The following is a 24,555-nucleotide window of genomic DNA, read 5'->3' on the forward strand; positions in this document are numbered from 1 at the left end:
TAAATTATTAAATATGAGTACGTTAAAAATTGGAATTAACGGTTTCGGTAGAATTGGAAGAATTGCTTTTAGAATTGCTTCTAAACGCGAGAATGTAGAAATAGTAGCTATTAACGATTTGTTAGATGTAAATCATTTAGCTTATTTATTGGAGTATGATTCCGTACACGGAAAATATGATGGTACTATAGCTGTAGAAAATGGAAGTCTTGTCGTAGATGGCAAAGCAATCCGTGTTACTGCAGAAAGAAACCCTGAAGAATTAAAATGGGATGCAGTAGGAGTTGATGTGGTAATGGATTGTACAGGTATTTTTACAACATTAGACAAAGCAGGTGCTCACCTTAAAGCAGGTGCTAAAAAAGTTGTTATCTCTGCACCATCGGCGGATGCACCTATGTTTGTTATGGGGGTAAATCATATGGATGCTAAAGCAACTGATACTGTTGTTTCTAATGCATCTTGTACAACTAACTGTTTGGCTCCATTGGCTAAAGTGATTAATGATAATTTCGGAATCGAAGAAGGGTTAATGACTACAGTTCACGCAGCTACAGCTACACAAGCAGTAGTAGATGCTCCATCAAAAAAGGATTTTAGAGGAGGACGTTCTGCATTAAATAATATTATACCTTCATCAACTGGTGCTGCTAAGGCTGTAGGTAAGGTGATACCAGAATTGAATGGTAAGCTTACAGGTATGGCATTTAGAGTTCCTACAGCAGATGTTTCTGTGGTAGATCTTACCGTAAAAACTAAGAAATCTGTATCTTATGATGAACTAAAAGCGGTAGTTAAAAAAGCTTCAGAAAATGAACTAAAAGGAGTTTTAGCATACACAGAAGAAGCTGTAGTATCTCAGGATTTTGTAGGAGAAGATCATACTTCTACTTTTGATGCAGGTGCAGGAATCGCATTAAATGATAACTTCTTTAAGTTAGTATCTTGGTATGATAATGAATATGGATATTCTTCTAAGTTGGTAGACCTATCATCTTATGTAGGTAATCTATAATAAGGAGTAATAAAATTATATTGCCCCGGTTATGATAAAAAAATCGGGGCTTTTTCTTAGCTAACACACACAACTAATATACTTTCAAATGATTTTAATAGCTGACGGTGGTTCTACTAAATGCGATTGGATTCTTCTAAATGAATCTGGTGAAATTGTATTTAAAACCCGTACAGAAGGATTGAATCCTGCTGTATTTGAGAAGTCTTTACTAGAAAAAAGAGTTCGTGCTAATGCAGAGCTAACGGCTCATAGCACAACGATTGAAGCAGTTCACTTTTATGGAGCCGGATGTGGTACCGAAAAGCCAGCGGCTATGTTAAAGAAAATATTTGAAGACTTTTTTATCAATGCAGACGTAATTGTTAGAGAAGATATGGTAGCTGCGGTATATGCAGCTACTACAGAACCCGGAATTGTTTGTATTTTAGGTACTGGATCCAATAGCTGTTACTACGATGGAGATGATATTCATATGGCTGTAGATTCTTTGGGGTATATCCTTATGGATGAGGCAAGTGGTAACTATTTTGGAAAACGATTGATAAGAGATTATTATTATAAAAGAATGCCTCCAGAAGTTACTGGGGAATTCGAGAAGCGTTTTGATCTTTCTTCAGATTCTATAAAGGAGAATTTGTATAAAAAAGAAAACCCAAATACCTATTTGGCATCTTTTGCTGAGTTTATTTTTACAAGTGAGCGTAATGGATACTTTTATAAAATTATTACAGAAGGTATTCAGGAATTTGTAGAAACAAGAGTGTTGTGTTTTCCTGAAGCTCAAAATGTTCCAGTTCACTTTATTGGGTCTATAGCACATTTCAGTGAAGATATCATTAGAGCAGCAGTATGGCCATACCATTTGACTGTTGGAAATATCGTAAGAAGACCAATTGATGGTATTATAGATTACTACAGAAATGATGTCTTGAAAAAGAGACCAAATAACGTTTAGATTTTAGAAAAAAAGGAGTGATTAATGATAATGTTCTAATATTATCAAGTTTTCTCCTTTTTTCATTTTCCATAAACTAGCTACGAAAAAGTATCCTCCTTTGAAATCTTCATAGTCACAACCTACGAAATAATCATCATCATCTTTGATAATCTTTTCGCAGATATGATTTTTCATGCTATTGTTCCAAAAATTTTCATTTTCTTCTTTTGCAATCCAATCGATAACATCTCTTTCAGAAATGATTCCTAGTTGAGTATCCTTGTTTATGATAAGCTCATTAACTTCTATCTCTTTGAGATATTTAATAAACTCTTTACTAATGATTTCTTCTTTCCAGATTTTTTTGGAATCCCAGTTCATTAGGTATTTTGTATTTTCCTGATGTGTTTTCACGTTACTTTTTTGGGGAATATAATCCGCAAAAATATATAATTTTACGTATTATATAGTGTAATTTAAGGTAATTCTTGTGCCTTTGCCTGGTGTAGAACTTATAAAGATTCGACCATTTATATAATTCATTCGTTCTTTCATAAAGAAAAGACCCATTCCTCCTTCTGCATTATTTTTTGGCTTAGTAGGGATATTGTCAAGATCGAATCCTTGACCATTATCGTCTATAATGATACTCAATATTGATTCTGAGCTGTTTATGGAGATTAGGATATAATCTGATTTAGCATATTTAATAGCATTGTTTACAGCTTCTTGCGTTACGCGATATAAATTTGTTTCTACTAAAGAGTCAAAACGAGGTTCAGTATCAGATTTGTTTTCAAAAACAATATTTTTACCTGTTAATTTAGACAGTTCTTTTGTCATTTTCTGAAGAGCAATGCTTATCCCATAATCTTTTAATTCTGGAGGGGTGAGATTAAATGTGGCTGTTCTGATACCTAATATGAGATCTTTTGATAGCTTTTTGAGCCCTTCAATTTTTTGATTTGTCTTTTCAATATTATCCGTATTAATAGATTCAATATTGAACTTTAATGCTGTAAGCATTTGTCCAATACTATCGTGGATCTCTTTTGCAATTCGTTTTCGTTCCTCTTCCTGAGCTTCAACAATCATACTTGCGTTGGACTTCTGTAATTCTTCTTTTTGTTGATACTCTAAGTCATTTAATCGTTCTATTTCCTGCTGAGCCTCTTTTCTTTTAGAGATGTCAGAGCAAAGCACCAATCTTTCTGAGTTACCAGATTCTTTAAACACATTCAGGATCGAAATGTCTAACCACATCTTTTCACCGTCGTTAGATGTAAATTCAAATTCTTCATTAAAAACTCCGCCTTTATTTTGAGAAATAAGTTGAAGTAACCTGTTTGTTTGCAGTTCACTTAAATTCATAAGCTCCGCCAGATTTTTTGAATGGTATCCTGGATCTAGATGTAACACTTTACCGAAGCGTTCTCCCAGACTTTTTACCATACCAAACTCATTTACTCGAGCATATAATAAGGTTTGATCTAAAGCCTTGGTAAGTGATAATAATTCTTGTACATTTTCATTCTGAATTTTCCTTAATTTTTCTGCATTTGAAGCCATATTTGTAGCTTCTTTTTGCGAATAAAGAAGATCGGATATGTTTTTTTTGATACTTAAAGCTACAGGTCGGAATAATAGGAAAAATTCAAAAACCAGAATTAAAATAATTAAACAAAACAAGATGTATTCGATCTTTTTAAGTCTGGATATTTTTTCCTGAGCATCTTTTTCGTATCTAAACACAATGGCATCCATTTGCCTAAGAAAAAAGGGTTCATTAAAAATGACACTTTCGAGATGAGGTTTTAGAATTTCAGGATTGACAGAATCTTTTTTTGCTATTGCCAGTATTTGTAGGCTATTTTCATAAATGGTTTCGAAGTAGGGTTGTAAAACCAAAAACATTCGTTTTATCTCGGTGCTATCATTTTTTCCTTTGGGTATCGAGTCATTGTATCTTTTGAGTCTTTCGTGAGATGTTTTCCAAAGATCTATGGTTGTCTCTAATTCTGATAGATATCGTTTTCTTGATTTGTCATTTTTAATATAAGAAAGTAATAAAATCTCTTTAGATAGTTTTTGACTGAGCATTCGTTGTCTACCGGAAATATTGATAATCTTAGAATCATCAATTTGAGAGCTTAGATACTGCTGAATAAAAAATTGCGCTCCAATAGTAAATAGAGCGATAGCTCCTAAAGCAATAATGTAAATTTTACTTAGGCGATTAAAAGTTTGATGATCTAATGATGTTAATTTGTTCAATACAAATGAATTATGCAATAGCTTGCTTAATCATATCTAACCCTTTTTCTGTATATGATAGTTTTAATGCTGCTTGATGACCTTTTTCAGACATTTTTCTCCAGGTTTTTTGTAAAATATCAATAACCTTTTCTGAACTGTGTTTTTCGTAGAATTCTGAGTAGTAAAATTCTAGAAAAACAAGGCAGATAACATCTTCTAATATTTGAGTATCCTCGTCTTTTTTTAACTTTTTCTTTTGTATGAGAAAAGATACTCTATCTATAGTTTCTTTATCGTACCCTACTTCCTGAAGTATTCCTGAAGCCTTTTCTGCATGAAACTTTTTTAACTCTTCTCTCCATTTTAAATAACCCACTCGATCCATCGGATAATTGTTACGAGGAATTTCCCATCTGCATAAATGCTGGGCTCTTGCAGCTAGCTGCAACGCTTCTGATGCTTCAGAAGTATAATTATTAAGAGATTGACTCATTCGTTGACCGTAGATCAATTCTTTAGGAATAGATTCTCCTTTAACGATTTCTTTATTTGGGTCTTTTGCATTTGCTTTGTCAAAAAAAGAAAATGCAGCGGCTAATTTTGTGGTTGGCATAAAAGGAATGATGTTATAATACGTGCTAATTTAAGGTTTTTAGCAATAAAACGTATTATTCTTCGAAACCAATAAATACAATACCATCTTCTATTTTTACAGGATATGTCGCGATAGCAGTAAGATCCCCATTCAGATTTTCACCAGTTTCTAATGAAAAAGTCTTTTTATGAAGAGGGCAAGCAACTTTAGGTATTCCGTTATGATCGCCGATCATTCCTCTACTAAGTACCATTTCATTTTTTTCAGGTGATAAATTTTGGGTAGCATACCATTTGTTTAATCTGTTAAAATTAAATACGGCAATTTGTAGATCTTTATATTTAACACAAGCTCCTCCATCTTTAGGAAAAACATCAACTGATGCAGCTTTAAACCAAACTTTTACATCTTCTAATTTGGTGGTTTTATATTTTGTTAGAATTTCTTCCATGTTATTTTGAATTATAAGCTGTTTTATTATTTCCAAGGTTCTGGCATTTTTTGTTCTCTCATAGGTACAAAAACAATGTTGTCATCCTCTTCGTCACTATTAACAAAATGGTTAAATCTTTTCATTATTTCAGGATCGTTGATAGCCTGAGTCCACTCACATTCAAACTTGTTTACTAAAGTTTTCATTTCATTTTCTAAATCCTTAGCAATGCCTAGCTTATCATCAATAATTACTTCTTTTAGATAATCTAACCCGCCTTCCAGGCGTTCTTGCCAAGCTGCAGTTCTTTGTAATGGTTTTGCTGTACGCATGTAAAACATTAAGTAACGATCTAAATATTTAATTACAGTTTCGTTATCAATTTGTTCTGCAAATAATTCTGCGTGTCTTGGTGTTGCTCCACCGTTTCCGCCAACATATAAGTTCCATCCACCTTCTACAGCAATTAAACCAAAATCTTTTCCGCGAGCTTCTGCACATTCACGAATGCATCCAGAAACTCCACCTTTAATTTTATGAGGAGCACGAATTCCTCTGTATCTATTTTCAAGTTCAATACCAAAACTTACACTTTCATCCATTCCATAACGACACCAAGTTGATCCTACACAAGTTTTTACAGTACGTAAAGATTTACCATATGCATGACCGCTTTCAAAACCATTGTCAATTAGATCTTTCCATATTAACGGTAATTGATTTAATGTTGCGCCAAATAAATCGATACGTACACCGCCCGTTACTTTGGTGTATAAATCATACTTTTTAGCAATTTCTCCAAGAGCGATTAATTTATCAGGTGTAATTTCTCCTCCAGGAACTCTAGGTACTACAGAATATGTTCCGTTACGCTGTATGTTTGCTAAGAAGCGATCATTAGAATCCTGGATAGCATATTCTTTATTGGCGGTATCAGCATTAATAGTAGCCATTAAGGAAGCAACCAGTGGTTTACATAATTCGCATCCATGACCTCCATTTCCGTGGTTGTCTAAAACTTCATCAAATGTAGTATACCCTTTTACTTGAATGATTTTGTATAAATCTTGTCTACTTAACTCAAAATGCTCACAAACCCCATCTTTAATTTCAATACCTAAGGATTTTAGTGTAGCATTTGTTAAATCAGTAACCATAGGTTTACAACCACCACAACCGGTTCCAGCTTTAGTGCAACCAATTACTCCGGAAACATCTGTGGCTTCTCCTTTTTCAATTGCTCCGCAAATTTGTCCTTTAGTAACGCTTTCACATGAACAGATTTGAGCATCATCAGGTAGATCCATAACATCTCCAAGAAGTCCACCACCATCACCACCGCGACTACCTAATATAAGATCTTCTGGTTCCTCCGGAAGTTTCATTCCGTTAATGTATATTTGGAATAAAGAATTATAATCTGATGAATCACCAATTAAAATCCCTCCTAATAGTTTTTTGCCGTCTTTAGAAACATTTATTTTTTTATAAATGCCTTTACGTTTATTTTCATATGTAATCTCATCTATTGTTTCTTTAGCTTCATTAAGTGCATCACCAAAACTTGCTACTTCTGTGCCAATTAGTTTTAACTGAGTTGACATGTCAATAGATTCTGGCATTTCTGCATTACCACCAGTAATTTGTTGTACAGCAACTTCTGCCATATCATAGCCAGGGGCAACTAAACCATAAATCATACTATTTAGTAAAGCACACTCTCCAATAGCATAAATGTTTTCATCAGAGGTCTGCATTTTCTGGTTTACAAGAATACCTCCACGAGTTCCGACTTCTAATCCACATTCTTTTGCCACTTCATCGCGGGGACGTATGCCTGCAGATACAACTAGCATATCTACTTTTAATTCGGTATCATCAATATATTGTAAACCTTCAATAGACTTTTCTCCTTGTAAAAACTGTGTTTGTTTTGAAAGATGAACTTTTAAACCTAAATCTTCTATTTTGGCTTGTAGCATATCACTTGCACCCTTATCTAGTTGCCTAGGCATAAGTCTTGGAGCAAATTCTACAACATGAGCGTTTAATCCTAAGTTTTTAACTGCGTTTGCAGCTTCCAGGCCTAACAATCCGCCTCCAAGTACTGCTGCTTCAGTTTTTCCTTGTGCTTTTAATTTCTTAGCGTAAGCTTCTGTCGCTTCAAGATCTTCAATAGTTCTATAAACAAAAACCCCTTCTTTATCAACTCCTTGAATAGGAGGAACGAATGCAGAAGATCCTGTTGCTAATACTAAATAATCGTAAGTATACGTATCTCCACGATGATTAGCGACAGTTTTATTTGCTCTATTAATCTCTGTGATCATTTCTGAAGTGTGAAGATCGATATTATTGTCTTCATACCAGTTTGCAGATGACATACTTAAATCTTCGGCAGTTTTACCGTCATAGAATTCACTTAGATGTACTCTGTCATATGCGCGTCTGGGTTCTTCTCCAAAAACTATAAGTTTATAATCAGGAAATTTTTCTGAAGCTACAAACTTCTCACAGAACTTATAACCTACCATTCCATTACCTATTACTACTACCTTCTTCATTAGTTACGTATTTATTAGTTCAAAATTAAGTATTAATACGTATTTAGCTAGTAAGAATTACGTAATTATGACTACTGGAAATTGAGAATTTTAAAATAATTCATAAAAAAACCTGCGAAATCAGTTTCGCAGGTTCTAGAAATATCTTTTTAAAGACTTATTGCAGAGGTTTAGGACTCCACTTAAGGAAATTAGGTTTAATCACTAATTGAACCCATCCCCAGTTTTGTAATCCACTTGGATTAGGTTGATTTTTTAGAAACTCCATTCCCTCTCCAGCAAACATTTGTGAATATCCAACTTTTACGGATGCATAGGGTAGTAATTTTTGTGTAAATACAATATCTACTTCCGTTCCAAGGTATTTGTCTGCCTCTGATCCATCCGTATCATCTATAAGAGTAGCTGCTGATGAGAAATAATGTCCTTTGATAAGAAGACTTGAGGATTTTCCAAATTTAAAATTTGCTTTGGCATATATATCAGTTAAACCCACAGAGTTTGCATGGTTTCCAACATAAAAGTAATCCATATATCCATTAAACTTATGATTGGTACCATAAAGAGGAAAGAAAGAATAGTTTTTTCCATCCGTTTCGTTTTGATCTGTACCACTTTGGATTTCAAAACCACCTCCAATACCAACAGTACCAATTTTCCCATTGGCTTCTAGTCCAACTAAATATGCAGAAAGATCAGTAGATGGACTTGCAGGATCAGTGGTATCAGGGCCTTCTCCTGCTTGTAAATATGCATTTAAAGCAAGACCTACTCCTCCTAGTTTAAATTTAGAATGTGTACCAAATGTATGGGTATGATAGAATCCATCTGTAGGAGTACCATTTATTACATTCTGAAATGTGTTATTTAATGCTAAAAAACTGAGCGTCGCTTTTTCTGAAGCTTTCCAGGTTAAGTGTGCATACTCCATGGCTTTATAGCTAAAAAAACCAGTAACATTATATATTGTTCCTGTTTGATTACCTGGAAGTGCATCTAGATCATTCTGACTAAATGCAAAACCAAGATCTAATTTGATCTTTTCGTTTCCATATCTTATTAAAGCTAAGTCATGAAAACGACCTTGTAATGCCCAATCTAAACCACCTAAGATTCTCTGATCATCGTATGATATCATTTGTCGACCTACTTTAGTGGACCAACCTTTTCCGAATGCCAAGGATGCCCAGGCTTCTGCAACTTGTAAATTATTATTAGCATCATTATCCAGAATCTGTCTGGTATCTCCCCATACTCTTACATCCTGAATACTAAAATGAGCTTTGAATTTTTCGGAAGTGTACCCAAATTTTAGCCTGGCTCTCTGTTGCACAAAAGCAGCAGGATCCGCTCCTTGAGGAACCAGATTATTGAATCCATGACGATATTCAAATCGATCTCTAAAATCTAAATCAATACTTAATTCCTGAGCTTTCCCCTTAGATACTAATACTAGTAAAAATAGTATAGTATAATGTAACTTGTTTTTCATTTCTTAAGTTTTTCGTTTGTTGTGCGAGCGTGCTACTCACACTATTGCTATGTTCTTTTCAATTAATTCTATTAGCTGATACATTAATTGAATGACAAATCTAAGTATTAATACTTATTTTTAATGTTTTTATTAGATAAAAATACTTAGTTATAATTTTAGGATTATTAATTTTGTAGAGCTATTTTTGAATTATTCATATATTTGATGGATTAACAACTTTGGCGGAAAGATCAGTTTAATTAGGTATTAGAAAATATGGTTAGTATTGTATTGGTAGATGATCATTTTTTGGTAAGAGATGGTATCCGTTCGCTTTTGGAAGATGAAAATCAATATGAGGTGATTGGGGAAGCATCCGATGGGCGAGAAGCCATAGATTTAGTTCAGTCTTTACAACCGGATATTGTAATATGTGATATAAGAATGCCTGAAATGTCAGGTATTGAGACAGTAGAACAACTTACAGCTTTGTCGGTATCATCTAAAACTATTATGTTGTCGATGCACGATTCTGATGAATATATCTTACAATCTATAAATGCTGGAGCTGATGGATACTTATTGAAGGATGCAGGAAAAGAAGAATTTCTTAAAGCATTGTCGACTGTAAGTAAAGGAAATAAGTACTTTAGTGGAGATGTATCTTCAATATTGGTTAAGAATTTACTTAAGGGCGTAGAGAACGAGAATGAAGAAGAAGTAGTTCAGTTAACCAAAGAGAGCATAAACGTAAATAATAATCCGTTCGATCTTACAAAAAGAGAAAATCAAATACTCAAGTTGGCTGTTTCAGGTATGACTAATAAAGATATTGCAGTAGAACTGGATATAAGTAAAAGAACTACAGAAGTACATCGTTTTAATTTGATGAAAAAAATGGGTGTCAAAAATGTACTGGAACTAAGTAATAAGGCCAGAAAATACAATATGATTTCCTGACCCTTTGTTTTTTTCGTATTTAATCATTAGAAATACTTTCGTACAAACCGGTAATTTTATTGAATGATTTGGTTAGCTGATTAGTAGTTGAAAATATTTCTTGTAATTGAAATTCCCCATTGAATAAGCCTTTTGGATTTGTTTGGAATTTCTCCCATATCCCCATAATGGACCCTAGCTCTTCTTCGATTTCAGTAGTGTTATAACTACTAATTAGTAGGTTTCCTATTACAGTGTCAAATTCAGTATATACGCTAGTAAGTACTTTTCTGTATTCCGCACTCTCCTGGGTAAACATTGTAGAAGCTGTGTAATATAAACACAATCTTTGAGAGAGCATTCTTTGTTTTCCTGACACATTTATTGTGTTTACCAATTCTTTATTTTTGTTTTGGAAAAATTGATTGTTATAACTAAAGTTATTTTCAATACTGACAACGACATCATTACATGCTTTTAATAATGATGTATTCATTTTCATTATTCTTATACAATTTTGGGGGTTAGGCGTACTTGTAACAACTTCCTTGAAAACTCCCCATAATTGCTCTACCTTTTTTATAGATAACTTAACTGAAGAGCTTGATGCATTTTTCGTCAATATTTGTAACTGTTTTTCAAAAATAAATTTACTAGAATTTAATTCTTTCCTTATCGATGCATCACTTATTCCTTTTGCAAGTAATAAATAGGCTTTAGACATTTTTTGAGATAACATTCGTTGTTTCCCAGATATATTTATTGCCTTTCCGTAAGTAATAGCGCCGAAGTTGTTGGATTGAGAAAATGCAATATTGCAGGTGAAAAGGATAACGCAAATAATTAATAAAGTGTTGGTTTTCTTCTTTTTCATAAGTAAGTTTTTAAATTATTTATAGGGATTGGATGTATTAAATTGGGTTTAATACTAATTTATTATGAGGGAAAATATCTACGTTTAAAAGGGGTCTTTTTTTCAAAATACTTACTTTTTTTTGACAAAACCAAATATTTGATACTTAGTTTTAAGATGAACTTTTCATCTTTTAATCAATGTAAGGTAAAGCCATAATTATAGTATGTTTAAAGAGTTATTAATCTGTTTAATAATTGTTTAAGGTAGGATTTGTGATTCTAGAAGGTTTTATTATCAATCTTGTAATTATCTAGTTCTAAAATTAACAAATACGTAATTAAAGTTTTAAATACTTACTTTTTTGATTAAAACTTATTTTTAGTAAGTGTTTATACTTAGTTTTGATGCGTAATTTATAATTAGTAAAAATTTTAATATCAAAATAATTTAAATATGGATGTCTTAGGAAGGTCTACAACACTAAAACTTTTAAACTTAAAGAGTCTGCCAATTCGGACTTTCTGGATAACTTCAATAGCTTTTTTCTTATGCTTTTTTGCTTGGTTTGGTATTGTTCCTTTTATGCCTGATGTAATTAGAGATTTAGGTTTAACACCGGATCAAAAATGGAATTCTATTATTGTAGCAGTTACTGGAACGGTTTTCGCTAGGCTTTTGATAGGTAAATTATGTGATAAGTATGGACCTCGTATGTGTTATACTTGGTTATTGATGTTAGGAGCTATTCCTGTAATCTTGTTAGGTTTGGTTCAGACTCCTATGCAGTTTATTATATGTAGACTTTTTATTGGGTTTATAGGTGCGTCATTTGTAATAACACAATTTCATACATCTATTATGTTTGCTTCGAATATAGTAGGTACGGCTAATGCAACTTCTGCTGGATGGGGTAATCTTGGTGGTGGAGCAAATAGATTAGGTATGCCTCTTATAGCTGCTGCTGTTGTGAGTTTTGGTGTGGCGGAGACCGAAGCGTGGCGATATTGCATGGTGGTTGCTGGTATTGTTTGTTTTTTAATGGGGATTGTGTATTACTTTTTTACACAGGATACTCCAAACGGAAATTATAAAGAATTAAAAGCGAAAGGAGCTTTGCCTCAATCAAAAAAAGATGAAATTAGTTTTTTGTCCGCGATTAAAGATTATAGAGTTTGGATTCTTTTTGTAGTGTATGCTGCTTGTTTTGGTATGGAGTTAACTGTTTATGGTACTATGGATGATTATCTTCAGAATACATTTGGATTAGAGAGGGCTACAGCAGGTAATTTAGTTCTTTCCTTTGCTTTAATGAATATTTTTGCAAGAACATTAGGAGGTTTTTTTGGAGATAAATTTGGAAAACTAAAAGGATTACGCGGACGTGTATTATTTTTAGCCGTTATTCTTGCGGTAGAAGGACTTATGCTTTCTTTGTTTTCTGGAATGAGTGGATTGGCATTTGGTATTGTCTTTTTAGTAGGTTTTAGTTTAACCGTTCAGATGGCAGAAGGAGCTACGTTTTCCGTTGTTCCCTTTATTAATAAAAAAGCAATAGGGTCTATTTCTGGAATTGTAGGAGCTGGAGGAAATGTAGGGGCTTTTGTTGCTGCGATGGTATTAAAATCTAAATCTGCTGTAGCTGAGAAACTAGCTATTTCGAAAAACCAAAATCTAGGGCAAGAAGCGATGGATGCAGCTCAGGCAATTGCTTCTTCAGAAGCTGTGTCTGAAGGATATTTTTTAATAGGAGGTTTTGTGGTTCTAACGGCAATTGTTTCTTTAACAATAAAATTTTCTACGGAAGATGAAAAAGCTATAGCGCATGAGATAAAAGGTGTTGCTGTGTCAAGCTAAGGTTTCTGTGCGGTTACCCTATAGGAAAAAAAAGGCCTTTATATAGATGAGGAAACAATCTATATAAAGGTCTTTTTGTTTTGGTTAGGCTAATTAAATTTAAATAAATACAGAGTCAAAACTCATTTAATACGTAGTTAATGAATAATTGTAAGAAACACTTTAGCTATTTATTAGTGGAAGTTATTGAATGATATTAGTCGTTTTTTGATGCTTTCTTGATAAAATATTTTTTTAGCGCACTGATATTTAGGGTTTTTGTTAATTTATTTTTCGTGCTTATTGTCATTCTTTCAAAAATAAGCACCTATTTTTTTCTAGAAAATAAAATTTGCTAAGTATTTTTTATAAATCATAAATACTTAGTTAAATACGTATTTTTAAAATATTTAATTAAGTATTTATACTTACTTTTGAAGTGTTCTATTAGCTGAATAATAAAAAAAGTAAATTATGATAAAACTTAATTTTAAAATTATAGCAGTACTCACGGTTTTTACATTGCTGTCCTGCGCAGGAGAAAAGAAAAAAGAAATAGCATCAAGCGATGCGAGTTTAAAAGAAGAAGCATCCAAGTTAGCAATAGAGAAGCCACAATTAACTTTTGGTTTTATAAAACTAACAGATATGGCTCCTTTGGCAATAGCTAAAGAAAAAGGTTTTTTTGAAGACGAAGGACTATTTGTTTCTGTAGAGGCACAGTCAAACTGGAAGAATGTGTTAGATCGTGTTATTGATGGGCAGTTAGATGGCTCTCATATGTTAGCAGGTCAGCCTATTGCTGCTGGAGCAGGTTTTGGTAGACAAGCCGAATTAGTTACTCCTTTTTCTATGGATTTAAATGGAAATGGTATCACAGTGTCTAATGATGTTTGGTCTAAAATGAAACCCAATGTACCGAAAAGTGAAGACGGAAAACCAATTCATCCTATTTCTGCCGAAGCATTGAAGCCAGTAATAGAATCATATAAGAATGATGGAAAGGCTTTTAAGATGGGAATGGTGTTTCCGGTATCAACACATAACTATGAAATAAGATACTGGTTAGCTGCAGCAGGGATTAATCCTGGTATGTATTCTAAAGATAATATTCAAGGGCAAATTGATGCAGATGTGTTACTTTCTGTAACTCCACCACCACAAATGCCAGCAACACTTGAGGCAGGTACTATATATGGATACTGTGTTGGAGAACCATGGAATCAGCAAGCTGTTTTTAAAGGAATTGGTGTTCCTGTAGTTACGAACTATGATATCTGGAAAAACAATCCAGAGAAAGTATTTGTGATGACCAAGAAATTTGTGGAGCAGTATCCTAATACGGCAACCGCTGTAACGAAAGCGTTGATTAGAGCAGGTAAATGGTTGGATACGCCAGGTAACCGTCCGGAAGCTGTAAAAATATTATCAATGCCAGAATATGTTGGAGCAGATGAGGTAGTATTAGCGAATTCTATGACTGGTACTTTTGAGTTCGAAAAAGGGGATAAAAGAGAAATGCCAGATTTCAATGTTTTCTATAGACATGATGCTACATATCCTTTCTACTCTGATGGTATATGGTTTCTGACTCAAATGAGACGATGGGGACAGATTCCAGATAGTAAGCCTGCAGCATGGTATGATAAAACGATTAAAGATATTTATCGTCCTGATATCTGGACAAAAGCAGCTAAACTCTTGGTTGATGAAGGTCATCTTGAGGCTTCAGAGTTGCCTGAAACAGATGGATATAAGCCAGCAACTACTGATTTTATTGATGGTAATAAGTATGATGCTAAAGATCCAATAGGGTACATCAATAGTTTTGGTATTGGAAATAAAGAAAATACGGAAGGTGTTTCAAGCATTGAGAAATAAAAAGAGAATCCTCTCTTTTTGTTTCTCCTTCCAGTGAAAAATGAACAAAAGTAATCTAATGTCTCTAGTGTAGAAAATGATGTATTTTAAAATGACTGGAGCGAATAAGTTTTTAAAAGAAATAAAATGAAAGATAGATCTATACATATTCTCAATTTTGTAGGATTAGGTTTTTTTGAACCGGCCATAAGGTTGGCTACTGGTGAGGAAATAAAGAAAAATTTAATTGCTTTATTTAAAAAAGTGTTACTGCCATTATTATCTGTAGGATTGTTTTTGGTGTTATGGCATTCCGGTGCTACATATCTTTATAATGTAGAAAAAGATGCACGAATAGAAAAGGCACTAGCAGATCAAGGAGAAGCTGCAGCTTTAGAGATGCGGACTTGTATTGAATCAGGAGATATAAGCTGTCAACCTAATACGTTGCCATCGCCCGCACAGGTTTGGACTGCATATCAGTCACTTTTGGCAGATCATAGAGTAATATCTGATAAAAAGACAGCTTTTGCTGAAAAAGTAGCTGTAACAAATACTAAAAGAGAGGCACAAGGGTTGGCGCCAATTACATATACAGGAAGACCATCATTTGTAGATCAGATATTTACAAGTCTAAAAACAGTATTTGCAGGATTCTTACTAGCGTTATTTATTGCGGTTCCTATCGGTATTATGTTAGGATTAAGTAAAACACTGAGGTCATCAGTAAACTGGCTGATTCAGATATTCAAACCGGTTTCTCCTGTTGTTTGGTTATTATTAGTGTTTATGATTGTAAAAACGTTAACTCGTGGTTCTGACTCTGATAGCTCTTTTATTATTTCATTTATAAGTGTTGGTTTATGTTCCATGTGGGCAACATTAGTAAACACGAGTATGGGAGTTTCTTCAGTTGATAAAGATTATATAAATGTGGCTAAAGTACTTCAATTAAGTGTTGCGCAAAAAGTGTTTAAGATCATTTTGCCATCTTCATTTCCTTTAATATTTACAGGATTGAGAATCACTTTGTCGGTAGCTTGGATGGTGTTAATTGCTATAGAGTTATTAGCACAAAGTCCCGGATTAGGTTCTTTTGTTTGGGAGGAATTTCAGAATGGAGCAAATGACTCTAACTCTAAAATTATCGTAGCAATGTTCATAATTGGTATTATAGGGTTTTTATTGGACCGCATTATGTTAACGATACAAAAGTTTGTCACTTTTACTGAAGAAACGGCTTAAAATACAGGTTATTATGGCATATATAGAATTAAGAAATGTATCCAAATCTTTTGGAACTGGAAAAGATCGTACGCAAGTCTTGTCTAATATTAATTTAGAAATTGAAGAAGGAGAGTTTGTTGCCATTGTAGGTTTTACTGGTAGTGGAAAGACAACTTTGATAAATCTAATATCTGGTTTATTGATGCCTGATGAGGGTCAGGTACTGTTTAAAGGAGAGCCGGTAACAGGGCCGAGTCATGAGAGAGGTGTCATTTTTCAGAATTACTCATTATTACCTTGGTTGAATGTTCGTAATAATGTGGGTATGGCAGTGAAAGAAGCATTTAAGAAAATGTCTAAAAAAGATAGAAGCAAACGTGTTGAAGAGTATGTTGAAATGGTAAATCTTTCGCCCGCTATAGGTAAATTACCAAAAGAACTTTCTGGAGGTATGCGACAACGCGTATCTGTTACGAGGGCTTTATCTATGAGTCCTGATGTGATTTTGATGGATGAACCATTAAGTGCATTAGATGCTTTGACTAGGGGTAATTTACAAGAGGAGATTCTGAATATTTGGAACAAAGATAAGAAGACCGCTTTATTGATCACTAATGATGTGGATGAAGGGATTTTAATGGCAGATCGGATCATTCCATTAAAACCCGGACCTAAGGCTACGCTTGGACCCGAATATAAAATTAATCTGGAGCGTCCCAGAGATAAAACAGCGCTTAATCATAACGATGATTATAAACAACTCCGTAATGGTATTATGGAATATCTTATTCAGATAGGAGAACAAAGAGCTTCTAAAAAAGAAAGCAATCATGTGTTGCCTGATATTAAACCAAGAGTTAAAACTGCACCTTTTAGAAGAATGAGTTTTAGCTAAAATAGAGTAAAATGGAAACATTAAAAGAATTAAAAGAGGTAAGAAGATCAGATAATGGATTGTTTGAGGATAAGTATATGTTAGATATTTCTCAATTGACTAAAATATATCCAACTCCTAAAGGAGATTATGTGGTTTTAGATGATCTTGATTTAAAAGTAAAACATGAAGAGTTTATTTCCATTATAGGTCATTCTGGTTGTGGTAAATCTACATTACTTACTATGATTGCAGGACTTAATCCTATTTCTAGAGGAACAATTGTAGCTGATAATCAAACAATTAAAGGTCCTGGTCCTGATAGAGGAGTTATATTTCAGTCGCCTAGCTTACTACCTTGGATGACAGCATATGATAATGTGATGTTGGGTGTTAAGCAGGTGTTTGGACACGGAACAAAAAAAGATAGAGATGATATTGTAAAATATTACTTATCAAAAGTAGGTCTAGAAGATGCTATGCATAAGAAGGCAAAAGAACTGTCTCAAGGGATGCAACAACGTGTTGGAATAGCACGCGCATTTGCATTAAAACCAAAGGTTTTGTTGTTAGATGAGCCATTCGGGATGTTGGATTCCCTTACAAGAGGAGAATTGCAAGATGTGCTGATAGAAGTTTGGAATCAGGAAAAAATTACAGCTATTATGATTACTCATGATGTTGATGAATCTATTTTTCTGGCAGATCGAGTGATTATGATGACAAGTGGTCCAAGAGCTAAAGTTGGAGATATATTGGAAATAGATTTTGAACGCCCTCGTTTAAGAAAAGATGTTTTAGAGCATCCTGACTACTATAAATATAGAGAACATTTGATAAATTTTCTAGAACACTAGAGTTTTACAAAGAAAAACATTCAATTTTTAGGATACACCTTATAATGTTATTTAGGGATAAATGGCAGTATAAGGTGTTTTTTTATTTACTTGTTTATGCTGGTAACGCTCAAATAAGCATATACTATACTAACTACACTTACTAAATATCAAAATTTCACTAATTCAAATTGCAGAAAAAATAATTTAACTAAATGTTTTTTTGTTAAAATGTAATAATTAATGTTTTACCCCTAATTTTTTAGGGGTCATTTGCTTTTTTATATGTTTTATGTATAGATTTGTCTTAAATTAATAGGGTTAAATTGATTAAATTAATGTTTATTTTTATTACAACCCTGTAAAATAAGGGGTTATTGTTTAAGAAAAAATCGAAAAAAGAATATGAATATAGAAGAGTTGATAATGGTGTCAATTACGGAATTTTTAGATGTTGAGGTGCATAGGGATACAGGAAACCTTGATTTCTCTTCCAAAATAGAAATCGTAAAAAAACGTATTACTAATAAAGTCAAAAATAGCCCGGATGCTTATGGCATGGTGAGTGGTTTTGAAGGATATGAATATGAAATGTTTTTTAGTAGTAACCCTAATGATATGATCAAAATTGATGGATGGATTCCTATTGATACTAGTAGGATTGAAAAAGCAGATAAAATAGACGAATATATAGAAATTGGATTGCTTAGAAGAATAGGCAGTTCCTTAAGCTAACAAACATTAGTTATTAATTTTTTGTTAATAAATCATTATGCTTAGCCAAATTTATAATTATGGAAATATTAACCCAAAAATAGAATGAATAATGAAAGTAAATGAATTAATCACTGAAGCTATTACAGAGTTCTTAGAAGTAGAAGTAAGCAGAGATACTGGTAACCTGAATTTTGCTTCTAAAATAGAAATCGTAAAAAAACGTATCACTAATAAAGTTAAAAATAGTCCAGAATCATATGGGGTAAATAATAACTCCGATGCATATGAGTATGAAATGTTTTTTAGTAGTAATCCTAATGATATGATTAAAATTGATGGATGGATACCTATTGATACAGGAAAAATTAAAAAAGCCGATAAGATAGAAGAGTATATAGAAATAGGTTTATTGAGGAAAATTGAAAAAGCTGCCTAAGCTGTAACGTTATAGTTCATAAATTTTTCTAAAAAGGAATAAGTTTTAAGCTCTGTTTGTGGAATATTGGTATATTTAATCTAATATTTGTGCATACAGAGCTTGTTTCTTTGGATATGATTTTAGGATCTTATTAAGGAATGTATTTTGTACTCCGGAAAGAAAACGCTTTTTTGACTATTTATATCATACTATATACATTAGTATTTGTGAAAATATATAAGGTTTATCCTAAATAATTTAGTGTTTGAAACCTTAAAGACTAGTAGCTTTAAGTGTTTCTTGTGTTGCCGGTTATGAGAAGTTGTAACCGGCTTTTTTTTTACTATTTTTTTTTATTAAAGGTATTATCGAGATAATACAAGCTATTGGTATGATAATATATATCCAATAGGGAATAGGAAAAGGATCTCCCTTTGCATAAGAATGTAATCCAGATAAGTAATAGTTTACTCCAAAAAAAGTCATAATAAGACTTCCTAAAGCAAATAAGCTACATACATTGTACATGTATATGTAGTTTTTAGGGATTATAATTCTTATATGAAGTACAAAGGAATAGATAATAATGCTTATCAGAGCCCAGGTCTCTTTGGGATCCCAACCCCAATATCTTCCCCATGACTCATTTGCCCAAATACCTCCCAAAAAGGTGCCGATAGTTAGCATGTATAAACCAATCGTACTAGTAATTTGATTAATATTCGTGAGTTTTTTTATGGTATTTTCTGTTTCCATATGATCAGAAAAGGTGTTAATACACATTAGTAACAGAGAAATTAATGAAAGAAGAGATCCTAGTGCTAAAAAACCATAACTACCGGTTATGATCGCCACGTGAATTAATAGCCAATATGATTTTAACACAGGAACTAAATTAGTAATCTCAGGATTCATTAAACTTCCGTGTGCAATCCCAATTAAGCAGATAGCTAATATGGATGCAGTGGCCGGAGCAAACGAGCTTTTTTTGTGAAAAATAAATCCAGCTAGCATTCCTACCCAGGAAATGAATATACTAGCTTCATAACCATTGCTCCAAGGAGCATGTCCCGAAATGTACCAGCGCAATATAATTCCAAAGCCTTGCAAAATGAATAAAACAAAAACTAAAAAAAGTATGTAGCCAATGATTTTTTTTAATAAATTATTGTAGGGTTTAAATGTTATTACAAAACTAAGGAGTACTAATAACATTCCCAGAAAAGAATATCCAATAAGACACCATAAAAATATTGGATTGTTGTTAAACCATATCTCTAAACTTACTTTTGTGTCCGATAATATAATCGTTGTTCCGTTATTTTCCTGAAACCTTTTGATTAAATCAATAGTTTCATCTGCTTTTTGCCAATCTCTATTTTTAATACCAATGGTAAGATTTGTAAAGTAGGTAGGCGTAATTTTTGAATAAAAAAGTTGATCGTCTTCATTGAATGTTGCTTCTTTCTCCATCGGAGCATACCATTTCAAGGATGGATCATCTTTTTTAGGAAAAATCTTAAGAAATTGTCCATTAAAGATCCCCCATATAATATTAACTCGTTCGTCGATTTTAATGATGTTTTTATCAAAAACGGAACGTTTTCCAGGGGCTTTTTCATAAGCTCTATTAACGAGAGGCTCCAGTTTGTAGTTGCCTTGAAAGTCAAAAAACTGTGAAGCGCTTGTGTAACCTAAAGTATTGATGTCAATTAATTCTTTTAGTCCATTAATTGCTTTTTTTTCAATCTTAATAAATGCTATTAGTTGCCATGAATCAGGCTTATACTGCATTCCTAAGAATATTTGGGTCGGAGTAAGTTGTTGTTTTTTGTTTTCTTTATCAAAATAACTGAAGCTGCTTTTGCCATGGATTTTCCTGACCAATTCTAATGATAATGTACTAATTGGTTTTATTCTTCCTTGGAAATCTTGAACCTGAACAGTGGCAAACTTTTCTGCGTGGTTAATGTCAATGAGTTGTCTGTTGATTAATTCGTATGGTTCTAAGTGATGTAATTGTTGTGCTTGTATTTGGCTAACAAAAAGGATTAGAAAGCTTAAAACTTTAAATGGGATGTTTTTTTTCAATTTAATAGTTTTAGTGTTAATCCAAAATGAGAACTTTTCCAACATAGACTCAGTAACATTCCCAGAGCTAATAGTGCATAACCAAAATAAGTAGTAAATGTTCCCCAGTAATCGTGATTTACGGAAAGAATAGTGCCGCTTTCATCAGGAAGATAGGCAGATTGAAAAAAACGATATCCACTATGGTTCAGAACATTATTCATGAAAATAGTATAGTCAAAAATCCTGTGTTTTTCTTGAATTTCTACATTACTGTAAAAAGCTGATGGACTATTAGATCCAGGGTATCGCTCTAGTATAAAGTCTTTTAGAAAAATAGAGAAAGGTAGTTTAATTGGTTTGGAACCATATCGAAGGTTTATATGAATACCGTTTATAAATAAAGTTCTATAAGGATTCATGTATCCCGGACCTCCAAATAATGTGATTTCTTTTGTTTCCTTACCAGACTCCAAGGATATTGTAATAGCAGCTTCTGGGTTTTTAATTTCCGGATCTTTTTCCTTTGAAATGATTTCTAAATATTTGTTTTCTGATATTTGATTAAAAACTATAGGTGTGTTGTTGATTTCACTAAGTGCTTTAAATTGTAATGGAACAAGACTGTCTTTAGGGTAAAAACTAGCCTTATTTAGTATCATAGAAAAGTAATTCGTGCTTTTTGGAAATGATGCTGACCAAGTGTCATTCTTTTTAGTAATAAAAATGTCTTTTTTGGATTTATGTTGGCTTTCAAAAGCGATTGGGATTCCATAAATTGTTTCTCGTGTTCCTTTTTTGATGTAAAAATCTTTTCTCTCATCACTGTCTGCAATTACAATGTGTATATAAGTCGCTCCTTGGGTAGTATCTTTCAGGTTATAATGTGCTCTCGGAATATATTTCTTTAGATTTACTTTAATATTCTTATTTTCAAAATCGTAATCTTCATGAATATTATTGAAGCCAAGTTCGCTCATAAAAATAGGGTCGCTGGAAAAGTTCTTATTAATTGAACCATTACCCATCTCTAATTGCAAGTAGCTATCTATAGAGATCATCCTGTTACTGGCAGTATCTTCTTTTATGGTCATTAATGCTTCATAACCTCTATATCTGGTGATTCCAGAACCTAGAATTATGATAATGAATGCTAAGTGAAATAAAAAAACAGGAGCTTTTTGCCAACTAAAAAGATTATATTTAGTGATATTACCTATAAAGTTAAAAGTAAGAAGGAGTATCAATATTTCAAACCATTTAGCATTGTAGACTAGTGCTTTGGCGGTTTCGGTTCCATAATCATTCTCTATAAAAGTTGCAGCAGCCATTGCGATTGCAAATACAATTAATAGTATTCCGCTTGTGCGATTAGAAAAAAGTATGTTCAATACGTGTTTCAATAGTGTTTCTTTTTTTGATATCTTCCTGGTTTTAACCTCTTCGTTTTCTATATCAAGAATATTATTCTTGCATTCCTAGTTTAACCCATTTTTTGATCATTTCTATCGCACAACTATCGATTTTAACTCCTTTTCGATAAGGCATAGGAATGAACCCCTGAGCGTGGGTGATAGAACCTATTAATTGTCCGCTTTCCCCAGATTTTTTTAAGCTTGAGTAGTCAAAAATTTTATTTCTAGAAGCCTTTTCTTTGTAAACATCTTGAGCGTGACATTTAAAGCAATGAACTTCTATTAGTGATGCTATCTGATCATTGTAAGTTACATTCTGCGGGATATCACATATTTGTTTTGGTTCTCCATTGCAGGATGTGAAATTGATGAATAATGTTAGCAAGAGTGTTAGCTTTATTATTGTAGTAGAGTTCATGATAGGTTTATTTTGGGTTCAAATGTCTTAGAGTGTTATTTAACGGAGTATTTCTTTTTCATTTTTAACCATTCTTCTTCACTTAATGGTTGGTGTTTCTTTTTGTTAGAAAAAGGATCTGGACCTCCTTTTAGGTATTCTTGAATTTTTTCTAACGGAACGGTATCTTTCATTTTTTCTGCTACTTTATAAATGTGATTTCCATGAAAATCGTGACATTGTAGACAGGTGTTCCATTGTTTGTTGGCAATCAATTCTTCATGAGGTGTATCAATAGGATCATTTTTCACTTCTAAATCATAGTGACAATTCACACAGAATGCAGCATCTTTAAGAACTATTCTGGTATCATTGTGTTCTCTATGGCAAGTTTCGCATTCTGTAGCGTTTATACTAGCAATTGCTTCTTTAAATCTAGGTTCTAGAAAACGATGAGTAGGGTGGCGGTCATTGGGTCTATCGTGACATTCCAGACATTTTTTGTTATCTACATTTTCAGTCCCAAAATCGGCTTTGGTTTTACGCATTCCAAATGTATAAGCTATATTAGATTGTAGTTGTTGTATTAAATTTCCTTTTGCATCAGTATGACATGCATTACAAGACAATCCTTCATGCCCTGTATTAAGAGGTCCTAGACTCAAAAAGTTTTCTGTTTTTTTTAGAGGTAAAACGATATATATAATGATGCCGATAGTGATTCCAATTATAGAGCCAATCCGTTGTCTTTTTCGTAATGGATTTTTGCTAAACATATAGTTTTAATCGTTTAAGAAGCTAATACTAACGTTACTAGAAGCTGGAAAGCTTATGCAGGTTAAGATATCTCCATTAGCAACTTCTTCTTCTGTTAAAAAATGACCATCTATCATCTTTACTTTTCCTTTTACACATTTTGCTTTACAACTGCTGCACATGCCTGATCTACAAGAGTATGGTAGCATTATGTTTTCGGACATTGCTCCTTGTAGAATTGTTTTGTCTCCCGGAACGCTTATCTGGTGCTTCTTTTTTTCCTGGTAGATAACTACATTGCTTATTAAGTCTTTAGCATCACTGGATGTTATAAAATTGGCACTAAAGGCTTCTAGTTTAATTTGATTTCTGGCAATACCATTATTGGCTAATATTTCTTTTGCTTTATCCATAAAACCTTGTGGACCGCACATCATGTATTTCCCATCAGCATATTTTAACATATGTGTTTCCATGATTTCGGTAATTAGCTCCTCATTTAGTAAATCTTGATGGTAGTTTAGTTTGTTAGAGTTGTTTTTTTCTAGCACATGTTGAGTGCTTAAGCGTTCTTGGTATTTTTCTTCAAGATCTTCTAATGCCTTTTTAAATATGATGGATTCCTCATTTTTATTAGCATAAATTAATACGATTTTGGATAGAGGTTCTTTTTCTAAAACTGTTTTAATAATAGAGAATATAGGTGTTATACCGCTTCCTCCTGCAAAAAAAACATAGTTGTGTTTTGCTTTTTTATTAGGTTCTATATAAAAACTACCTGAAGGTTTTTCAATTTCTATTTTTTGTCCCGCTGTTAATTTTTCACAGATATAATTAGATACTAGCCCTTTTTGTACTTTCTTGACTGTTATTCTTAGAAATTTGTCAGTGAATGGACTACTACTAAAAGAATAAGCTCTTTTTTCAATTTTATTTTTAATTGGGATTTTTACAGTAAGAAATTGCCCTGGTTTGTATTTGATTTTCTTAAATAATCCACCTTTATTAAGAATAACACTAACAGCATCTTCAGTTTCGTGAATTATCTCTTTGACAGTTAACAGCATAATATTTTGTTTT

General features: G+C 32.9%; 22 protein-coding genes. 10 read left to right on the forward strand and 12 right to left on the reverse strand.

Annotation, left to right across the window (positions count from 1 at the left end):
• The first annotated feature begins 13 nt into the window (after nucleotides 1–13).
• Together gap and Q0829_RS24010 are read left to right on the forward strand one after the other, a co-directional pair.
• The gene (gap, locus tag Q0829_RS24005) at nucleotides 14–1,015 is read left to right on the forward strand and encodes a type I glyceraldehyde-3-phosphate dehydrogenase (protein WP_298547744.1); all 1,002 of its coding nucleotides are present in this window, start codon (nucleotides 14–16) and stop codon (nucleotides 1,013–1,015) included.
• An 88-nt stretch (nucleotides 1,016–1,103) separates the two neighbouring features.
• Nucleotides 1,104–1,973: a BadF/BadG/BcrA/BcrD ATPase family protein gene (locus tag Q0829_RS24010; protein ID WP_298547746.1), complete on the forward strand. Its 870-nt coding sequence runs from the start codon at nucleotides 1,104–1,106 to the stop codon at nucleotides 1,971–1,973.
• Nucleotides 1,974–1,994: 21 nt separating this feature from the next.
• Here Q0829_RS24010 and Q0829_RS24015 read toward each other — a convergent pair whose 3' ends face one another.
• From Q0829_RS24015 to Q0829_RS24040, 6 genes are all read right to left on the reverse strand, one after another.
• A complete protein-coding gene (locus tag Q0829_RS24015) occupies nucleotides 1,995–2,369 on the reverse strand; it encodes a hypothetical protein (RefSeq protein WP_298547749.1) in 375 nt (124 codons plus the stop codon).
• 48 nt (nucleotides 2,370–2,417) lie between these two features.
• The gene (locus tag Q0829_RS24020; protein WP_298547752.1) at nucleotides 2,418–4,229 is read right to left on the reverse strand and encodes an ATP-binding protein; all 1,812 of its coding nucleotides are present in this window, start codon (nucleotides 4,227–4,229) and stop codon (nucleotides 2,418–2,420) included.
• A gap of 10 nt (nucleotides 4,230–4,239) precedes the next feature.
• Entirely contained in the window at nucleotides 4,240–4,824 is a 585-nt protein-coding gene (locus Q0829_RS24025) for a DUF4202 domain-containing protein (RefSeq protein WP_298547755.1), read from the reverse strand.
• 55 nt (nucleotides 4,825–4,879) lie between these two features.
• Nucleotides 4,880–5,257 carry a nitrite reductase small subunit NirD gene (gene nirD / locus Q0829_RS24030; protein WP_298547757.1) on the reverse strand — a complete coding sequence of 126 codons (378 nt, stop codon included), beginning with the start codon at nucleotides 5,255–5,257 and terminating at the stop codon, nucleotides 4,880–4,882.
• A 26-nt stretch (nucleotides 5,258–5,283) separates the two neighbouring features.
• Nucleotides 5,284–7,803, reverse strand: a complete 2,520-nt coding sequence (gene nirB / locus Q0829_RS24035; protein ID WP_298547760.1) for a nitrite reductase large subunit NirB — start codon at nucleotides 7,801–7,803, stop codon at nucleotides 5,284–5,286.
• A 157-nt stretch (nucleotides 7,804–7,960) separates the two neighbouring features.
• On the reverse strand, nucleotides 7,961–9,295 hold the full coding sequence (locus tag Q0829_RS24040) for an alginate export family protein (RefSeq protein WP_298547763.1): 1,335 nt from the start codon (nucleotides 9,293–9,295) through the stop codon (nucleotides 7,961–7,963).
• Nucleotides 9,296–9,553: 258 nt separating this feature from the next.
• Here Q0829_RS24040 and Q0829_RS24045 point away from each other — a divergent pair, with 258 nt between their 5' ends.
• Nucleotides 9,554–10,237 carry a response regulator transcription factor gene (locus tag Q0829_RS24045; RefSeq protein WP_298547764.1) on the forward strand — a complete coding sequence of 228 codons (684 nt, stop codon included), beginning with the start codon at nucleotides 9,554–9,556 and terminating at the stop codon, nucleotides 10,235–10,237.
• A 19-nt stretch (nucleotides 10,238–10,256) separates the two neighbouring features.
• On the opposite strand, the gene Q0829_RS24050 is transcribed toward Q0829_RS24045, so the two are convergent.
• Nucleotides 10,257–11,090: a type IV pili methyl-accepting chemotaxis transducer N-terminal domain-containing protein gene (locus Q0829_RS24050; protein ID WP_298547766.1), complete on the reverse strand. Its 834-nt coding sequence runs from the start codon at nucleotides 11,088–11,090 to the stop codon at nucleotides 10,257–10,259.
• 435 nt (nucleotides 11,091–11,525) lie between these two features.
• Here Q0829_RS24050 and Q0829_RS24055 point away from each other — a divergent pair, with 435 nt between their 5' ends.
• From Q0829_RS24055 to Q0829_RS24085, 7 genes are all read left to right on the forward strand, one after another.
• The gene (locus Q0829_RS24055; RefSeq protein ID WP_298547770.1) at nucleotides 11,526–12,926 is read left to right on the forward strand and encodes an MFS transporter; all 1,401 of its coding nucleotides are present in this window, start codon (nucleotides 11,526–11,528) and stop codon (nucleotides 12,924–12,926) included.
• 453 nt (nucleotides 12,927–13,379) lie between these two features.
• Complete coding sequence (locus tag Q0829_RS24060) at nucleotides 13,380–14,786, forward strand: CmpA/NrtA family ABC transporter substrate-binding protein (RefSeq protein ID WP_298547772.1); 1,407 nt, start codon at nucleotides 13,380–13,382, stop codon at nucleotides 14,784–14,786.
• A 126-nt stretch (nucleotides 14,787–14,912) separates the two neighbouring features.
• Nucleotides 14,913–16,010, forward strand: a complete 1,098-nt coding sequence (locus Q0829_RS24065) for an ABC transporter permease subunit (protein ID WP_298547774.1) — start codon at nucleotides 14,913–14,915, stop codon at nucleotides 16,008–16,010.
• Between the two features lie 13 nt (nucleotides 16,011–16,023).
• Nucleotides 16,024–16,887, forward strand: coding sequence for an ABC transporter ATP-binding protein (locus Q0829_RS24070; RefSeq protein WP_298547777.1), 864 nt, complete (start codon nucleotides 16,024–16,026; stop codon nucleotides 16,885–16,887).
• An 11-nt stretch (nucleotides 16,888–16,898) separates the two neighbouring features.
• Nucleotides 16,899–17,723 carry an ABC transporter ATP-binding protein gene (locus tag Q0829_RS24075; protein WP_298547779.1) on the forward strand — a complete coding sequence of 275 codons (825 nt, stop codon included), beginning with the start codon at nucleotides 16,899–16,901 and terminating at the stop codon, nucleotides 17,721–17,723.
• A gap of 384 nt (nucleotides 17,724–18,107) precedes the next feature.
• Complete coding sequence (locus tag Q0829_RS24080) at nucleotides 18,108–18,437, forward strand: hypothetical protein (RefSeq protein ID WP_298547782.1); 330 nt, start codon at nucleotides 18,108–18,110, stop codon at nucleotides 18,435–18,437.
• A gap of 91 nt (nucleotides 18,438–18,528) precedes the next feature.
• Nucleotides 18,529–18,855, forward strand: a complete 327-nt coding sequence (locus Q0829_RS24085) for a hypothetical protein (protein WP_298547783.1) — start codon at nucleotides 18,529–18,531, stop codon at nucleotides 18,853–18,855.
• A gap of 294 nt (nucleotides 18,856–19,149) precedes the next feature.
• Here Q0829_RS24085 and ccsA read toward each other — a convergent pair whose 3' ends face one another.
• From ccsA to Q0829_RS24110, 5 genes are all read right to left on the reverse strand, one after another.
• Nucleotides 19,150–20,928 (reverse strand): cytochrome c biogenesis protein CcsA, encoded by a 1,779-nt coding sequence (ccsA, locus tag Q0829_RS24090; protein ID WP_298547787.1) that lies wholly within the window; start codon nucleotides 20,926–20,928, stop codon nucleotides 19,150–19,152.
• Entirely contained in the window at nucleotides 20,925–22,310 is a 1,386-nt protein-coding gene (locus Q0829_RS24095) for a cytochrome c biogenesis protein ResB (RefSeq protein WP_298547789.1), read from the reverse strand. The genes ccsA and Q0829_RS24095 overlap by 4 nt, the downstream gene beginning before the upstream one ends.
• A gap of 61 nt (nucleotides 22,311–22,371) precedes the next feature.
• A complete protein-coding gene (locus Q0829_RS24100; RefSeq protein ID WP_298547791.1) occupies nucleotides 22,372–22,740 on the reverse strand; it encodes a hypothetical protein in 369 nt (122 codons plus the stop codon).
• Nucleotides 22,741–22,775: 35 nt separating this feature from the next.
• A complete protein-coding gene (locus Q0829_RS24105; protein WP_298547794.1) occupies nucleotides 22,776–23,495 on the reverse strand; it encodes a cytochrome c3 family protein in 720 nt (239 codons plus the stop codon).
• A gap of 6 nt (nucleotides 23,496–23,501) precedes the next feature.
• On the reverse strand, nucleotides 23,502–24,542 hold the full coding sequence (locus Q0829_RS24110) for a ferredoxin--NADP reductase (protein ID WP_298547796.1): 1,041 nt from the start codon (nucleotides 24,540–24,542) through the stop codon (nucleotides 23,502–23,504).
• Between the last annotated feature and the right edge of the window lie 13 nt (nucleotides 24,543–24,555).

Origin of the sequence: uncultured Aquimarina sp. (assembly GCF_947492405.1) — a bacterium.
Lineage (GTDB): Bacteria > Bacteroidota > Bacteroidia > Flavobacteriales > Flavobacteriaceae > Aquimarina.

Excerpts from the sequence above, each read along its gene's own strand:
- Q0829_RS24080 (WP_298547782.1), top strand. The coding sequence starts at position 18,108 with ATGAATATAGAAGAGTTGATAATGGTGTCAATTACGGAATTTTTAGAT.
- Q0829_RS24070 (WP_298547777.1), top strand. The coding sequence starts at position 16,024 with ATGGCATATATAGAATTAAGAAATGTATCCAAATCTTTTGGAACTGGA.
- Q0829_RS24065 (WP_298547774.1), top strand. The coding sequence starts at position 14,913 with ATGAAAGATAGATCTATACATATTCTCAATTTTGTAGGATTAGGTTTT.
- Q0829_RS24085 (WP_298547783.1), top strand. The coding sequence starts at position 18,529 with ATGAAAGTAAATGAATTAATCACTGAAGCTATTACAGAGTTCTTAGAA.
- nirD (WP_298547757.1), bottom strand. The coding sequence starts at position 5,257 with ATGGAAGAAATTCTAACAAAATATAAAACCACCAAATTAGAAGATGTA.
- Q0829_RS24050 (WP_298547766.1), bottom strand. The coding sequence starts at position 11,090 with ATGAAAAAGAAGAAAACCAACACTTTATTAATTATTTGCGTTATCCTT.
- gap (WP_298547744.1), top strand. The coding sequence starts at position 14 with ATGAGTACGTTAAAAATTGGAATTAACGGTTTCGGTAGAATTGGAAGA.
- Q0829_RS24105 (WP_298547794.1), bottom strand. The coding sequence starts at position 23,495 with ATGTTTAGCAAAAATCCATTACGAAAAAGACAACGGATTGGCTCTATA.
- Q0829_RS24060 (WP_298547772.1), top strand. The coding sequence starts at position 13,380 with ATGATAAAACTTAATTTTAAAATTATAGCAGTACTCACGGTTTTTACA.
- Q0829_RS24075 (WP_298547779.1), top strand. The coding sequence starts at position 16,899 with ATGGAAACATTAAAAGAATTAAAAGAGGTAAGAAGATCAGATAATGGA.
- Q0829_RS24045 (WP_298547764.1), top strand. The coding sequence starts at position 9,554 with ATGGTTAGTATTGTATTGGTAGATGATCATTTTTTGGTAAGAGATGGT.
- Q0829_RS24010 (WP_298547746.1), top strand. The coding sequence starts at position 1,104 with ATGATTTTAATAGCTGACGGTGGTTCTACTAAATGCGATTGGATTCTT.
- Q0829_RS24025 (WP_298547755.1), bottom strand. The coding sequence starts at position 4,824 with ATGCCAACCACAAAATTAGCCGCTGCATTTTCTTTTTTTGACAAAGCA.
- Q0829_RS24040 (WP_298547763.1), bottom strand. The coding sequence starts at position 9,295 with ATGAAAAACAAGTTACATTATACTATACTATTTTTACTAGTATTAGTA.
- Q0829_RS24110 (WP_298547796.1), bottom strand. The coding sequence starts at position 24,542 with ATGCTGTTAACTGTCAAAGAGATAATTCACGAAACTGAAGATGCTGTT.
- nirB (WP_298547760.1), bottom strand. The coding sequence starts at position 7,803 with ATGAAGAAGGTAGTAGTAATAGGTAATGGAATGGTAGGTTATAAGTTC.
- Q0829_RS24100 (WP_298547791.1), bottom strand. The coding sequence starts at position 22,740 with ATGAACTCTACTACAATAATAAAGCTAACACTCTTGCTAACATTATTC.
- Q0829_RS24055 (WP_298547770.1), top strand. The coding sequence starts at position 11,526 with ATGGATGTCTTAGGAAGGTCTACAACACTAAAACTTTTAAACTTAAAG.